Origin of the sequence: Clostridium lamae (genome assembly GCF_033043255.1) — a bacterium.
GTDB lineage: Bacteria > Bacillota > Clostridia > Clostridiales > Clostridiaceae > Clostridium > Clostridium lamae.
In genome coordinates this window covers 65,097-78,622 of sequence record NZ_JASCQJ010000002.1, presented here as the reverse complement: position 1 = coordinate 78,622, position 13,526 = coordinate 65,097, and the positions used below count along the sequence as shown (strand labels likewise).

The 13,526-nt window shown below is 29.5% G+C and carries 14 protein-coding genes; 13 read left to right on the top strand and 1 reads right to left on the bottom strand.

Features of this window, described 5'->3' with window-relative positions; translation table 11 throughout:
- Positions 1-63: 63 nt before the first annotated feature.
- The 11 genes from QK892_RS01465 (at position 64) to QK892_RS01415 (ending at position 10,454) form a co-directional block, all read left to right on the top strand.
- Positions 64-1,098: a LacI family DNA-binding transcriptional regulator gene (locus tag QK892_RS01465; RefSeq protein ID WP_317271743.1), complete on the top strand. Its 1,035-nt coding sequence runs from the start codon at positions 64-66 to the stop codon at positions 1,096-1,098.
- Between the two features lie 73 nt (positions 1,099-1,171).
- On the top strand, positions 1,172-2,269 hold the full coding sequence (locus QK892_RS01460) for a BMP family lipoprotein (protein WP_317271742.1): 1,098 nt from the start codon (positions 1,172-1,174) through the stop codon (positions 2,267-2,269).
- 89 nt (positions 2,270-2,358) lie between these two features.
- Complete coding sequence (locus QK892_RS01455; protein WP_317271741.1) at positions 2,359-3,879, top strand: ABC transporter ATP-binding protein; 1,521 nt, start codon at positions 2,359-2,361, stop codon at positions 3,877-3,879.
- Entirely contained in the window at positions 3,879-4,964 is a 1,086-nt protein-coding gene (locus QK892_RS01450; protein WP_317271740.1) for an ABC transporter permease, read from the top strand. The genes QK892_RS01455 and QK892_RS01450 overlap by 1 nt, the downstream gene beginning before the upstream one ends.
- Positions 4,964-5,911, top strand: a complete 948-nt coding sequence (locus QK892_RS01445; protein ID WP_317271739.1) for an ABC transporter permease — start codon at positions 4,964-4,966, stop codon at positions 5,909-5,911. Before QK892_RS01450 ends, QK892_RS01445 begins: the two co-directional genes overlap by 1 nt.
- Before the next feature lie 264 nt (positions 5,912-6,175).
- Positions 6,176-7,477, top strand: coding sequence for a homoserine dehydrogenase (locus QK892_RS01440; protein ID WP_317271738.1), 1,302 nt, complete (start codon positions 6,176-6,178; stop codon positions 7,475-7,477).
- A 130-nt stretch (positions 7,478-7,607) separates the two neighbouring features.
- On the top strand, positions 7,608-7,919 hold the full coding sequence (locus QK892_RS01435; RefSeq protein WP_317271737.1) for a rhodanese-like domain-containing protein: 312 nt from the start codon (positions 7,608-7,610) through the stop codon (positions 7,917-7,919).
- A 279-nt stretch (positions 7,920-8,198) separates the two neighbouring features.
- Positions 8,199-8,711, top strand: coding sequence for a translation initiation factor IF-3 (gene infC / locus QK892_RS01430; protein ID WP_317271863.1), 513 nt, complete (start codon positions 8,199-8,201; stop codon positions 8,709-8,711).
- 20 nt (positions 8,712-8,731) lie between these two features.
- On the top strand, positions 8,732-8,929 hold the full coding sequence (rpmI, locus tag QK892_RS01425) for a 50S ribosomal protein L35 (protein ID WP_073019840.1): 198 nt from the start codon (positions 8,732-8,734) through the stop codon (positions 8,927-8,929).
- A 26-nt stretch (positions 8,930-8,955) separates the two neighbouring features.
- A complete protein-coding gene (gene rplT / locus QK892_RS01420) occupies positions 8,956-9,312 on the top strand; it encodes a 50S ribosomal protein L20 (protein WP_317271736.1) in 357 nt (118 codons plus the stop codon).
- A 221-nt stretch (positions 9,313-9,533) separates the two neighbouring features.
- Positions 9,534-10,454, top strand: a complete 921-nt coding sequence (locus QK892_RS01415) for a patatin-like phospholipase family protein (protein ID WP_317271735.1) — start codon at positions 9,534-9,536, stop codon at positions 10,452-10,454.
- 36 nt (positions 10,455-10,490) lie between these two features.
- Here QK892_RS01415 and QK892_RS01410 read toward each other — a convergent pair whose 3' ends face one another.
- The gene (locus QK892_RS01410) at positions 10,491-11,027 is read right to left on the bottom strand and encodes a hypothetical protein (protein ID WP_317271734.1); all 537 of its coding nucleotides are present in this window, start codon (positions 11,025-11,027) and stop codon (positions 10,491-10,493) included.
- 248 nt (positions 11,028-11,275) lie between these two features.
- On the opposite strand from QK892_RS01410, the gene QK892_RS01405 reads away from it, so the two are divergent.
- On the top strand, positions 11,276-13,033 hold the full coding sequence (locus tag QK892_RS01405) for an SUV3 family DEAD/DEAH box RNA helicase (protein WP_317271733.1): 1,758 nt from the start codon (positions 11,276-11,278) through the stop codon (positions 13,031-13,033).
- Between the two features lie 47 nt (positions 13,034-13,080).
- Positions 13,081-13,497: a DUF3785 family protein gene (locus tag QK892_RS01400; RefSeq protein WP_317271732.1), complete on the top strand. Its 417-nt coding sequence runs from the start codon at positions 13,081-13,083 to the stop codon at positions 13,495-13,497.
- Positions 13,498-13,526: the final 29 nt, after the last annotated feature.

Here is a 13,526-nt window from a genome sequence, read left to right as displayed (position 1 = left end):
ATATAATATTCATTTAAGAATGAAATTGTTAATTTATATAACTATAGTATGAGGAGAAATAAAATGGCACTAACTATAGATGACATAGCTATAAAAGCTGGCGTATCATCTGCGACTATTTCCAGAGTATTAAATAATTCTTCCTATGTTAAGGAAGAAACTAGAGAAAAAGTATTAAAGGTTATAGAAGAGATGAATTATGTTCCAAGTGCAATAGCAAGAAGTTTATCTAAAAGGGAGACAAACACTATTGGAATAGTAGTTCCTGATATAACTAATTCTTATTTTGGGGAAATAATTAAGGGAATTAGTAAAATAGCAGAAGAAGTTGAATTAAATATAATATTATTTAATACCAATAATGATGTAAAAAGCGAATTGAAAGCTTTAGAAGAAATCAAAAAACATAGATTAAAAGGAGTTATTATGACTCCTGGGTTTGGAGATACGAAGTTTCAAGAAGAATTTATAACTGCCATAAAAAGTATAAATATACCTATAGTTTTGGTATCAGCTGATTTAAATTATATTAATTTAAGTGGAGTATTTGTAGATGACATAATTGGGGGATATTTAGCTACAAAGACTTTAATAGAAAATGGTCATGAAAAAATTGGAATAATAACAGGTATAATGAGTTCTAGTTCAGCAGTAAATAGATTAATAGGTTATCAAAAAGCATTAAAAGAGAATAATATTTCAATTAACCATGAATATATAAAAGAAGGAAAATTTAAATTAGAAGAATCATATGAGTTAACAAAGGATTTCTTGAAGATGGATAATCCTCCAACTGCATTAATTGCATGTAGCAATAGGATGACTTTGGGAGTGATTAAGGCATTATTAGAACATAAGATGAAAATTCCTAATGATATCGCGTTAGTAGGGTTTAATAAGGTTGAACTTATAGATATAGTGGGTATTAATTTATCTTATATAGAGGACTCGCCTATAGAACTTGGAGAAGAATCTATAAGATTACTTTTAGAGATTTTCAAATCTAGTGAATCCGAGTATGAGATAAAAAGATTGAATATTCCACCTAAGTTAATTTTAAGGGGATCAGAAAGAAATTTCTTAGGGAAAAGACTATAAGAAAAAGTTTTAAGTTCGTGCATTTCTTTGTATAACAAAGATTGCTATATATTATTTTATGGAGGGATTATACATGAAAAAAAAGCTAATAGCACTAACACTTTCAGCACTTATGGTAACAGGCTTAGTTGGCTGTGGAAGTAAGGAAGAAGGGAAAACAGATGCAAATAAAGAGTATAAGGTAGGTATGGTTACTGATGCAGGAACTATAGACGATAAGTCATTTAACCAAGGTACTTGGGAAGGTATTTTAAAAGCTAAGGAAGAACTAGGAGTTGATAGCAACTATTTAAAGCCAGCTGGAACTACAGAAGCAGATTATATGAAGGAAATAGGAAATCTTTATGATACAGGATATAAATTTATAGTTACTCCTGGATTTAAATTTGAAACTGCTATATTTAATGCACAAGCAAAATATGCAGATGCAAAATTTGTTATTATCGATGGATCACCAAACAACGGTAAAGAAGGAGATGCAAGAGAAGCAGTAGTTGCTGAAAATACAGTTGCAGTTTTCTTTGCAGAACATGAAGCTGGATTCGTAGCAGGTGTTGCAGCAGCTCTTGAATTAAAAGAAGGAGAACTTGGATTTATAGGTGGTATGGAAATTCCAGCAGTTCAAAAGTTTAACTGGGGATTCCAACAAGGTGTTAAATACGCTAATGATAATTTAGGAACTAAGATGAATATTAAAGCTGAAAATGTAGTTTATCAAGGATCATTTGATAACGTTGCAGCAGGACAACAATTAGCAGCTACTATGTATGATAATGGAGTTAAGGCTATATTCACAGCAGCTGGTGGAGTTGGAGTTGGAGCTATTAATGAAGCTAAAGCTAGAGCAACTGCTGGAAAAGAAGCTTGGGTAATAGGTGTTGACGTTGACCAATATTCTGAAGGTGTTTATGATGGTGAAAAATCAATAATTTTAACTTCTGCAATGAAGAAGATTGATACAGCAACTTTCGATATAATCAAAGATGAGTTAGATGGAAAATTCCCAGGTGGACAAACATTAACTTTTGATGCTAAGAGTGGTGGAGTAGGTATTCCAGAAGAGAATCCAAATCTTTCAGATGAAACTAAAACTAAAGTTGATGAAATATATAAAGATATACAAGATGGAAAAATAAAAGTATCTGCTGAACAAGGAGATCTAATTAAATAATTTATTAAGGTGCTGTCGCATAATGTAATTTTTATTTTGAGCTGTTGCGACAGCTCCTTATACCTATAAAAAAGAAAGCGGTGAATTATATGGAGTATGTAGTAGAGATGCTTAATATTCGTAAGGAGTTTCCTGGAATAGTAGCTAATGATAATATTACATTACAACTTAGGAAAGGCGAAATCCATGCTCTTTTAGGAGAAAATGGAGCAGGTAAATCTACATTAATGGGAATGCTATTTGGGATGTATAGTCCAGAGGCAGGAATAATAAAAGTAAATGGGAAAGAAGTTAAAATTTCAAGTCCCAATGTAGCTAATGACTTAGGAATAGGTATGGTTCATCAGCATTTTAAATTAGTTGAAAACTTTACTGTAACTGAGAACATTATTTTAGGTTTAGAGCCAAAGAAATTTTTATCAATAGACATAAAAAGTGCAGCTAAGAGAATTGAAGAATTATCTAAGGCTTATGGATTAAATGTTGATCCTTATGCAAAGATTGAAGATATTTCTGTTGGTATGCAACAACGTGTTGAAATACTAAAGATGCTTTATAGACATGCAGAAGTTCTTATCTTTGATGAACCAACTGCTGTACTAACTCCGCAGGAAATTGAAGATTTGATACAAATTATGAAAAATCTTATTAATGAAGGTAAATCAATAATTCTAATTACACATAAATTAAAGGAAATTAAAGCAGCAGCTGATAGATGTACTGTAATAAGAAGAGGTAAGTATATAGGAACAGTTGATGTTAAAGAAACTTCAGAAGCTGATATGGCTAAAATGATGGTTGGAAGACAAGTATCATTTAAAGTTGATAAAAACGAAGCTAAACCTGGTGAAGAAGTTTTAAAGTTAGAAAATGTATCTGTTAAGAATAATAAAAAATGTCTTGGTTTAAAGAATTTTAGCTTAGAAGTTAGAAAAGGTGAAATTGTTGGGATTGCTGGAGTAGAAGGAAATGGACAAACAGAATTAGTTGAGGCTATTACTGGCATGAGAAATATTGAAGAAGGAAGTATAGTATTCAATGGTAAAGACATTACAAAAGATTCTATTAGAAAAAGAATAGATTCTGGAATAGCTCATATTCCAGAAGATAGACATAAAAGAGGTCTTATTTTAGATTATACATTAGAAGATAATTTAGTTCTTAAAACTTATAAGAATGAACCATTTTCTAAGAATGGACTTATAAATAGAAATAAAATTACAGAATATGCAAATGAAATAATAGATACTTTTGATGTAAGATCAGGAGAAGGTGGAAAGTCAATTTCTAGATCTTTATCAGGAGGTAACCAACAAAAAGGAATAATTGGACGTGAGATTCAGTCAAATCCTGATTTGTTAATTGCTGTTCAACCAACTAGGGGACTGGATGTAGGTTCTATAGAATACATACACAAAAGACTTGTTGAACAAAGAGATAGCGGCAAAGCTGTACTTTTAGTATCTCTTGAATTAGATGAGATATTAAACGTTTCAGATAGAATTGCTATAGTTAATAATGGTGAACTTATAGGAGTAGTTAATGCCTCTGAAACAGATGAAAATGAAGTCGGATTAATGATGGCAGGAATAAAGAGAGGTGAAGCTTAATGGGAAAAGATCAAGGTATAAAATCCATAATGGCAGTAATACTTGGACTTATTGCAGGTGCAGTATTAATGCTAGTTATGGGATTTAACCCTGTTGAAGGATATAGATATTTATTTCAAGGTGGGTTGATGAACCCAGAAAGAATAGGTAATACAATTGCTACAGCAACACCTTTAATGCTTACTGGACTTTCAGTTGCCTTTGCATTTAAGACGGGATTATTTAATATAGGTGCTCCTGGACAAATGCTATTTGGAGGATTTTGCTCAATAGCTGTAGGATTAACTTTAGATTTACCAAAAATGATATTAGTTCCAGTAGTAGTTCTTGCGGGTATTATTGGTGGTGCTTTATGGGCAACAGTTCCAGGTTTTTTAAAAGCTAAGTTTAATGTACACGAGGTTGTATCTTCTATAATGATGAACTGGACAGCTTATTGGATAGTTTACTATATGGTGCCTCAGTACTTTAAAGGAGAGTTTTTAGAAACTGAATCTAGAATGCTACCTGAAGCAGCTACTTTAAGAGTGGATTGGTTATCAAATATATTTAAAGGATCATATATAAATTTAGGTATTTTCCTAGCTTTAATAGCGGTTTTAATAATATGGTTTGTTTTAAATAAAACAGTTTTAGGTTATGAATTAAAGGCTGTTGGATTCAATAGATTTGGTGCAGAGTATGCAGGTATGCCTGTTAATAGAAATATAGTTATATCAATGATGATAGCTGGTGCTTTATCAGGTCTTGCAGGTGTTATACAATATACAGGTAATGCAAATATAATGCAAATCGGAATAATGCCGAGCCAAGGTTTTGATGGTATAGCAGTTGCCTTACTTGGAGCAAGTAGCCCAATTGGAGTTGTTTTCTCATCATTATTCTTTGGAATTTTATATGTTGGAAAAGGATTTATGAATGCAGCTGTAAAAGTACCACCAGAACTTGCAGATACTATTATGGCTACAATAATATACTTTGCAGCAACTAGTATGATAATGGATAAGGTTATTAAGAAATTCAAAAAATCTAAAAAGGATAAATCTGATAAAAAAGATATTACTGAAAGGGTGGTGGAAAAATAATGTGGAGCATAATTGAACAAGTTTTTCCATATGCAATTTCTTACACAGTTCCTTTATTAATAACAGCTCTAGGAGCACTTTATTGTGAGAGAAGTGGAGTTGTAAATATAGGTCTAGATGGACTTATGATAATTGGTTCTTTTGCGGGAGCATTAACAGTTTCTAAGTTACAAGCAAATGGAGTAGCAGGAGCACTATGGATTGGTTTATTAGTGGCAGTATTAATTGGGGTATTATTTTCATTACTTCATGCCTTTGCAAGTATAAATTTAAATGCTGATCAAGTTATAAGTGGTACAGCTATTAATATGATGGCTGGAGCATTAACAATTTATTTAGCTAGAAATATTACAGGTAGTGGTAATATAAGAGTGGCTAATGGATTTATTCCAAAGGATATTCCAGTGCTTTCAGAAATACCTGTAATTGGACCGCTTTTCTTCACTAAGACATATGCTACTACTTGGTTAGTATTAGCAATATTAATAGTTAGTATATTTTTACTGTATAGAACTAGCTTTGGATTAAGACTAAGAGCCTGTGGAGAACATCCTCAAGCAGCAGCTGCAGCTGGTGTAAGTGTATTTAAAATGAGATATATAGGAGTTATGATATCTGGTGGTATGTCAGCACTAGGTGGAGCTATTATGTTATTAACTTTCTCAGGAGAATTTAACGGAACAGTTGCAGGACTTGGATTCCTTGCTTTAGCAGCATTAATATTTGGACAATGGAAACCGCTTGGAATATTAGGAGCTACCTTCTTCTTTGGTTTTGCTTCAACTATAGCAAATGTATCTCAAGCAATACCATCACTATCTCAAATACCAGGAGTAGTACTAAAAACATTCCCATACATAGTAACGTTAATAGCTTTAGTATTATTCTCAAAATCATCACAAGCACCTAAGGCTGCGGGTGAACCTTTTGATGCTAGTAAAAGATAGAAAATAAGTAAAAGTTAATAGTGAATAAGTAATAGATTAAGTAAGAAATATAGTATCTACAAAAAAGATAATATATTTCTTACTTTTTTATTATTTGGGAATTTATAAAAATATTACCCTTTGAATAATATTTATAAATTCCTTCCTTATTGTATTTGCTAAATTATAATAAATAATGGTAAATTATAAAGCAAGTGAGTATAATAAATATATTAGCAATAGGTAAATAAATAATATTAATAAAAAAATTAAGGGGGAAGAAAAATGAAGAAAATCAAAATTGCTTTGTTGGGGCTTGGCAATGTTGGACGTGGAGTTTGGATTATACTAAATTCGAACAAAGAAGAGATTATGAAGAGATCAGGCTATGAAGTAGAGGTGGCCAAAATATTAGTTAGGGATCTTGGTAAAGCAAGAGGAATAGATGTACCAAGAGGCATTTTAACTACTGATTTTAATGATATTATAGAAGATGAGTCAATTAAAATAGTAATTGAAGTTATGGGTGGCATTGAGCCAGCTAGAGAATATATGTTGGCAGCCATGGCGAGAAAAAAGCATATAGTAACTGCAAATAAAATGCTTCTAGCAACTGGTGGTGACGAGTTATTTGAAAAGGCTGATAAAGAAGGCGTTATGTTTAATTACGAAGCTAGTGTAGCTGGTGGAATTCCTATAATTAATGGAATAAATGAAAGCCTAACAGCTAATAAAGTAGAAAGATTGTATGGTATAGTAAATGGAACTACAAATTATATTTTAAGTAAAATGGATTATGATAACTTAAGTTTTAATGAAGCTTTAAAAGAGGCACAAGAAAAAGGTTATGCTGAAGCAGATCCTACTTCAGATATTGAAGGATATGATTCTCAATATAAACTTGCAATATTATCGTCTTTAGCATTTGGGACAAAAATAAAAATAGATGATGTATTTAGAGAAGGTATTAGTGCGATTGAAGATATTGATATAAAATATGCTAAAGAATTTAAAAAGGTTATAAAACTATTGGCTATCGTAAAAGACAATGATGGATTATTAGAACTTAGAGTTCATCCAACGATGATACCACAAAATCATCCATTAGCTAATGTTAATGATTCTTTTAATGCAGTATTAATTCGTGGAAATGCTGTAGGAGATTTAATGTTCTACGGAAAAGGTGCAGGAGATTTACCTACTGGTAGTGCAGTAGTTTCTGATATAGTATCAATATTAAGAAGTAATGTTGATATAGATAACTTAAATCCAGTAGTTAAGAATAATTTGTGGAAAAAAGAAATTCAAAATATGAACGAAGTTAATAGTAAATACTATATTAGATTATCTGTAGAAGATAGAACAGGTGTCCTAGGAGAAATTACTTCTGTTTTTGGAGTTGAAAATGTAAGTTTACGTTCTGTTATACAAAAGGGAGTGGACTCTTCAAATGAAAATAGGGTTACGTTAGTATTAGTAACACATGATTGTAAAGAAGGAAATATACGTAATGCTATAAATAGTGTATGTGAATTAGATTCAGTATATAAAGTAAATAACCTAATTAGAATAGAAGATTTTAATTAAAATTATGTAGGAGTTGTTTTAAAGCAACTCCTTTTAAAAATTAATAATTAAATTTTTAGTATTAACAATATTATTGAGTATGTTATATTAAAGTTATATAATATTAGAAAAAAACAATAGGAGAAATAAAATGAGTATTAAATCAATAAATAGTAGTCAAGCTGAAAAGTTAATAAAGAGTAATGAAGAATTATTAATTTTAGATGTTAGAAGACCTTATGAATTTAAAGAATCAAGAATTGTTAATTCAATAAATATACCTGTAGAAGAAATAGAATGGGAAGTAGAAGAGTTAGAAAACTTTAAAGATAAACCTATTTTAGTATATTGTAAAATAGGCGTAAGAAGTAGTATAGCTTGCTCATTTCTTGAATCAGAGGGATTTAGTAATTTATACAATTTAAGAGGTGGTATATTAGATTTTGATGGTCAAATTGAGTAAATAATAATTATTTTACATACTAATTTAGTATAAAATATAAATTAAGTGGATAAAATAAAAACGTAAAATAATTGACAACAATAAAAAGACATGTTAAAATAATTAATGTGTGAAGTAGAAACAGCCGTTTCTCACCTTACGGCAACGCTTAGTAGGGTAAGTAGTTTTGTAATAATTACTAGTTATTTAAACTAGATTTTTATACGTACTAGAGGACGGCATAATATGTCCTCTATTTTTTGTTGTGTTTTTTATAGAATATTTTGGAGGTGACTTGGTATAAGTAAGGATTTTACTTGTAATGAAGCTATAAGAGTTAAGGAAGTTAGATTACTTGACGCAGAAGGTAATCAATTAGGAGTTGTTCCTACAAAGGATGCTCAAAGAATGGCAGATGAGAAGGAATTAGATTTAGTAATGATTTCTCCAAATGCTAATCCACCAGTATGTAGAATAATGGATTTAGGAAAGTATATCTATGAGCAATCTAAAAAAGAAAAAGAAGCTAAGAAAAAGCAAAAGGTTACTACACTTAAGGAAATAAGATGTAGTTTAACTATTGAAGAAAATGATATTGCAATCAAAGCAAAGAATGCTAGAAAGTTTTTATTAGATGGTGATAAAGTTAAGATCACTGTTAGATTTAAAGGAAGAGAAGCACAATTAGGACATATAGGACAAAGAATTTTAGAAAATTTTGTTTCGAAGTTAGAAGATGTTTGTGTTGTTGAAAAACCTGCAAAACATGAAGGCAGAAACATGACAATGGTTTTAGGGCCAAAAAAAGCATAACTTGAGAGGAGATTAGTATAATGCCAAAAATGAAAACCCATAGAGGTGCAGCAAAAAGATTCAGAAAGACTGGAACTGGAAAATTAAAAAGAGCTAAGGCTTTTAAGAGTCATATATTAACTAAGAAGAGTTCAAAGAGAAAGAGAAACTTAAGAAAAGCGGCTTATGTTTCAACTACTCAAGAAAAAGCAATGAAGAAATTATTACCATACCTATAATATAGAGGTTTTTAGGAGGATTAAACATGGCTAGAGTTAAAAGAGCGACAAACGCTCGTAAAAATCATAAAAAAGTATTAAAGCTTGCTAAAGGATATTACGGTGGAAAGAGCAGATTATTTAAAACTGCTAATGAATCAGTAATAAGAGCTTTAAGAAATGCATATGTTGGAAGAAGATTAAAGAAGAGAGACTTCAGAAGACTTTGGATAGCTAGAATCAATGCAGCTACAAGAATGAACGGACTTTCATATTCAAAATTCATGAATGGAATTAAATTAGCTGGAATTGATATGAATAGAAAAATGTTATCTGAAATTGCTATAAATGATGCAAAAGCATTTGCTGATTTAGTAGAATTAGCTAAGGGTTCTTTAAAGTAATTTAGAATATAAAGATAATATTTGATAAGTAAGCCTATGTAGTGGATTTATCTACTATATAGGCTTACTTACTTTTATGAAAAAATAAAATATAAAATTTATCCAATAATGGTAAATAACATAATATTTAATAGAAAATTAATACAGAAAATAGAACAAAAGATGTATAATTATAATATAATAGATGATGATTACTAAGAGCATAAAAAGAGGGGATTTATATGAAGATAGGATTAGTTTTATCTGGAGGTGGAGGAAAAGGAGCTTATGAACTTGGGGTTTGGAAGGCTTTAAAGGAACTAAAGATAGATAAATATATAGATGTATTTTCTGGAACATCAATAGGAGCTTTTAATGCGATTTTATTTGCACAAGATAATCTAGAAGCAGCAGAGGCATTATGGAACGAAGTAACTATGGATAAAATTGTTCCTATAAGTAAATTTGATTTGTTAAGAAAAGGAATAGGAATATTTATCGGAGCCAAAAATATAAATTTTGCTAAAAAATATTTGAATCAGCAAATATATGAAGGAGCAGTGTCTAAGGATGGTGCTAAGGAAATAATAAATAAGTACTTAGATATAGAGAGTGTTAAGAAAAATAATAAAATATGCTATGCTGCTTGCACAGAGTTGCCAGATTTCAATGTGAAATATTTCAAGATAAATGATTATTCTGAAGAGTTAGGAAAAGAAATAGTAATTGCATCTGCATCTTTACCATTGATATATGAAGCAACTGTTGTTCTAGGAGGGAAATATATAGATGGTGGAATTGCGGATAATACCCCAATTCAGCCTGTTTATGGGGAAGGCTGTGACATAATCATAGCCGTACTTCTATCAAAAGAAGCGAGAGTAGATAGATCATTATATCCTAATGCCTACATTATAGAACTTTATCCTAGAAACTTAAATGAGAGTGTAATTAATGGAACTTTAAATTTAGATGAAGAAGCAAAGAGAAATAGAATTAAAGCTGGTTACGATGATACTATGAGTGTTATAGAACCTATTATAAAAATGGCTGAATATAAATTTATGTTAGAAGAAGAAAAAAAATTTCCAAGATTATATAAAGCATATAATAGCTTAAAGTCAGTACTAAGTAAAAATAAAAGAAATGATATAAATATATAGAAGCGTTAAAAAGGATCTGTTTGACACAGATCCTTTTTAGCCAACCTTATAATTATAAGTTAAGCCTTCATATACAAATTCCTTATCATTAATGTTTAATAAGTCGCTAGGTTTAATTAGACTAGGGATTTTATCTGAATCATATATGTTACTCTTAATTAATAGGTGAGATACAAATTCTGAACAAAAATATCTATTATTCCTTTTAATTGGTTTATTAATAACTACACCTATCAAGCCGAGAAGACTATACTTATATTTTTTTTGATCTTGTAAAAATAGCTCAAGTTCCTTTTTTAATAATGAATACTGTCTATTACTTATTTCAATTCTATAAATAATACATTGGCTATTTTGAAATTTCTTATATACACCATCCTTTAAATTTTCCTCAACAAGACCACCTATAAATGGATTGCTAGGAAATATTCTTCCAAATGAATACATTCTTTCGAAAGAATCATCGAAGCTTAAGGAAACATGCACATATTTATCTCTTGTATAATAATTAATACATTTTGATAATATTGTTCCAGTATTGGAAAATACTAAATAAATATTTTTCTTACTCATATTTAAAATCATCCCCCAGTAAAATAGTTAAAAGATAAATACAAAATGATTATACAACATAAATCTTAATATATCCTTAAGAAAAAATAAAAAAATAAAAAATTATAGATAATATATATGCAAAGTAAACTAAATATTAACTATTTATAATAATAATTAAGTTTTTAACGAAAAATAGAAATGAAGAATTAAAAAATGATATAATTTATTGGGAGCGAGTTTTAGCATTATAGTTGAGAGGTGATATTTTGAAGAAAAATGCAATGCAAAGGGAATTTAAGAAATTAAAATCCCAAATTAATCATATAGAAGAAATTGCTTATAATTCAAAGGTCGGTGCCTTAATAGAGCAAGAGTCTTCTCTTAGAAAGAAGATACGACAACTTATTGATATGGAGAATGAGGGCTTTAAAGATTATAAAGATCTTAGAGATAGATATGAAGAATTATTAGAGTATATTTCTAAAAGATTATTAGATAATTATAATAAGAAAAACAATACAGATTTTGATTTTTATCAAGTTATAAGAGGAAATTATAATAGCTTTATTAATTCAGGGTTTATGACAGTATTAACTAAACAACATATACCTAAATTAATTTCTAAAGAGTTTGAAGAGAACTTTCCTGAAAATCCTAAAGATGAATATAAGTTAGCAAGAAATATAAAAAGAAAAGTATATATTCATTTAGGGGATACTAATACAGGTAAAACATATACAGCTATGGAAAGGTTAAAAGAAGCCAAGAATGGAGTTTACTTATCTCCATTGAGGATATTAGCATTAGAAAATTATGAAAAGTTAAATAATAATAAAGTAATATGTAACCTTTTGACTGGAGAAGAAGAAATTATAAAAGAAGGTGCTACACACACTTCTTGCACTATAGAAAAGGTGGATTTGAAAAAAGAATATGATATAGCTATTATAGATGAAATTCAAATGATAAATGATTCTCAAAGAGGAGCGGCGTGGACAAGAGCTTTACTTGGGTTAAGATGTAAGGAAATTCATATTTGTGGTGCATTAAATGCTAAGGATGTAGTAGAAAAGATATTAAACGACTGCAATGATGATTATGAATTTAAAGAGTATAAGAGAAATATTCCTTTAGAAGTTCAAAATAGTAACTTTTCTTATGATGATGCACAAGAGGGAGATGCAATAGTTGTATTTTCTAAGAAAAAAGTTTTACAGATAGCTCAGCAATATTCGGAGAAGGGGATAAAAACTAGTATAATATATGGAGATCTACCTCCTGAAGTAAGAAGAAAACAATATGATATGTTTATAAATAAAGAAAATAAAATTCTTGTAACTACTGATGCTATAGGTATGGGAGTAAATTTGCCTATAAAGAGAATAATTTTCTTGGATATTCAAAAATTTGATGGAGAAGAAATAAGAAGCTTAACATCACAGGAAGTAAAGCAAGTAGCAGGTAGGGCAGGAAGAAAAGGAATTTATGAAATAGGCTATGTAGCAACAGTTAGAGATAATCAAAAGTTTATTAAAGAGAAACTAGATGAAAGAGATATGATAATAAGAAAAGCAGTTCTAGGACCATCAGAAGCAATTCTAAATGTAAAAGCATTACCTTTAAATGAAAAATTAGCTTTATGGTCAACTAGAGAAGATGTTTTAGATTATTATAGAAAAATGGATATAAATGAATACTTAATAATTTTAGATAGAATAAAAAAATATAAATTAAAAGAAGAAACTCAATGGGAATTATTGAAAATACCTTTTGATATTTCTAAAGATGAGCTTATGGATACTTTCTTAGGCTATGTGGAAGAATTATTCGTATTAAAGAATAAAGTGATAAGCAGACCACAATGTTTTAAAGGTAATTTAGATGAGCTTGAAATTTACTACCAAAGAATAAATATGTATTATTCTTTCTGTAAGCTATTTAATTTAGAATTTGATTTTAAGTGGATATATGAGGAAAGAATTAAGATAAGTGAAGATATAAACGAAATACTAATTAGGTTATAATTTATATGTTATAATAAGATTGATTAAATCCTTGAAAGGAAGATAATATGGAATACAAGTTTGAATTTGATGGAAAAGAATATATTTTAAGTGAAGATAATTTAGAGTACTTTGCTAATGATGAAAATGAGGAGCTTGAAGGAATAGATACTGAAAAGATACTAGAATTACTTTCAAATAGTAGTGAGGTTGATTTTCAAAAGGCCTACTATGAAAGTTGTTGTAGCAACTGTAAGGCTGGAAAAGAAGAAAAGAAGAAAGTGTTTGATTTCTTAGAATTTTATTTCTATGCTTATGGGAAAAATAGTGTTTTTATAACTAGTAGTATAGATGAGGAATACGAAGGAAAATCTTTTACTAGATTGAATAGAGAAGGCGTAGTTGATAAAAGCTATTTAGTAACAGTTATAGTATGCAAACATTGTGGTACTTATGCTATAGAAATTGAAGAGTTTGAATTATAAATAATGTATTAAAAATAATTTAGGGTATA

Coding starts and splice junctions, on each gene's coding strand:
- QK892_RS01465 (WP_317271743.1), top strand. CDS start 64: ATGGCACTAACTATAGATGACATAGCTATAAAAGCTGGCGTATCATCT.
- QK892_RS01460 (WP_317271742.1), top strand. CDS start 1,172: ATGAAAAAAAAGCTAATAGCACTAACACTTTCAGCACTTATGGTAACA.
- QK892_RS01455 (WP_317271741.1), top strand. CDS start 2,359: ATGGAGTATGTAGTAGAGATGCTTAATATTCGTAAGGAGTTTCCTGGA.
- QK892_RS01450 (WP_317271740.1), top strand. CDS start 3,879: ATGGGAAAAGATCAAGGTATAAAATCCATAATGGCAGTAATACTTGGA.
- QK892_RS01445 (WP_317271739.1), top strand. CDS start 4,964: ATGTGGAGCATAATTGAACAAGTTTTTCCATATGCAATTTCTTACACA.
- QK892_RS01440 (WP_317271738.1), top strand. CDS start 6,176: ATGAAGAAAATCAAAATTGCTTTGTTGGGGCTTGGCAATGTTGGACGT.
- QK892_RS01435 (WP_317271737.1), top strand. CDS start 7,608: ATGAGTATTAAATCAATAAATAGTAGTCAAGCTGAAAAGTTAATAAAG.
- rpmI (WP_073019840.1), top strand. CDS start 8,732: ATGCCAAAAATGAAAACCCATAGAGGTGCAGCAAAAAGATTCAGAAAG.
- rplT (WP_317271736.1), top strand. CDS start 8,956: ATGGCTAGAGTTAAAAGAGCGACAAACGCTCGTAAAAATCATAAAAAA.
- QK892_RS01415 (WP_317271735.1), top strand. CDS start 9,534: ATGAAGATAGGATTAGTTTTATCTGGAGGTGGAGGAAAAGGAGCTTAT.
- QK892_RS01410 (WP_317271734.1), bottom strand. CDS start 11,027: ATGAGTAAGAAAAATATTTATTTAGTATTTTCCAATACTGGAACAATA.
- QK892_RS01400 (WP_317271732.1), top strand. CDS start 13,081: ATGGAATACAAGTTTGAATTTGATGGAAAAGAATATATTTTAAGTGAA.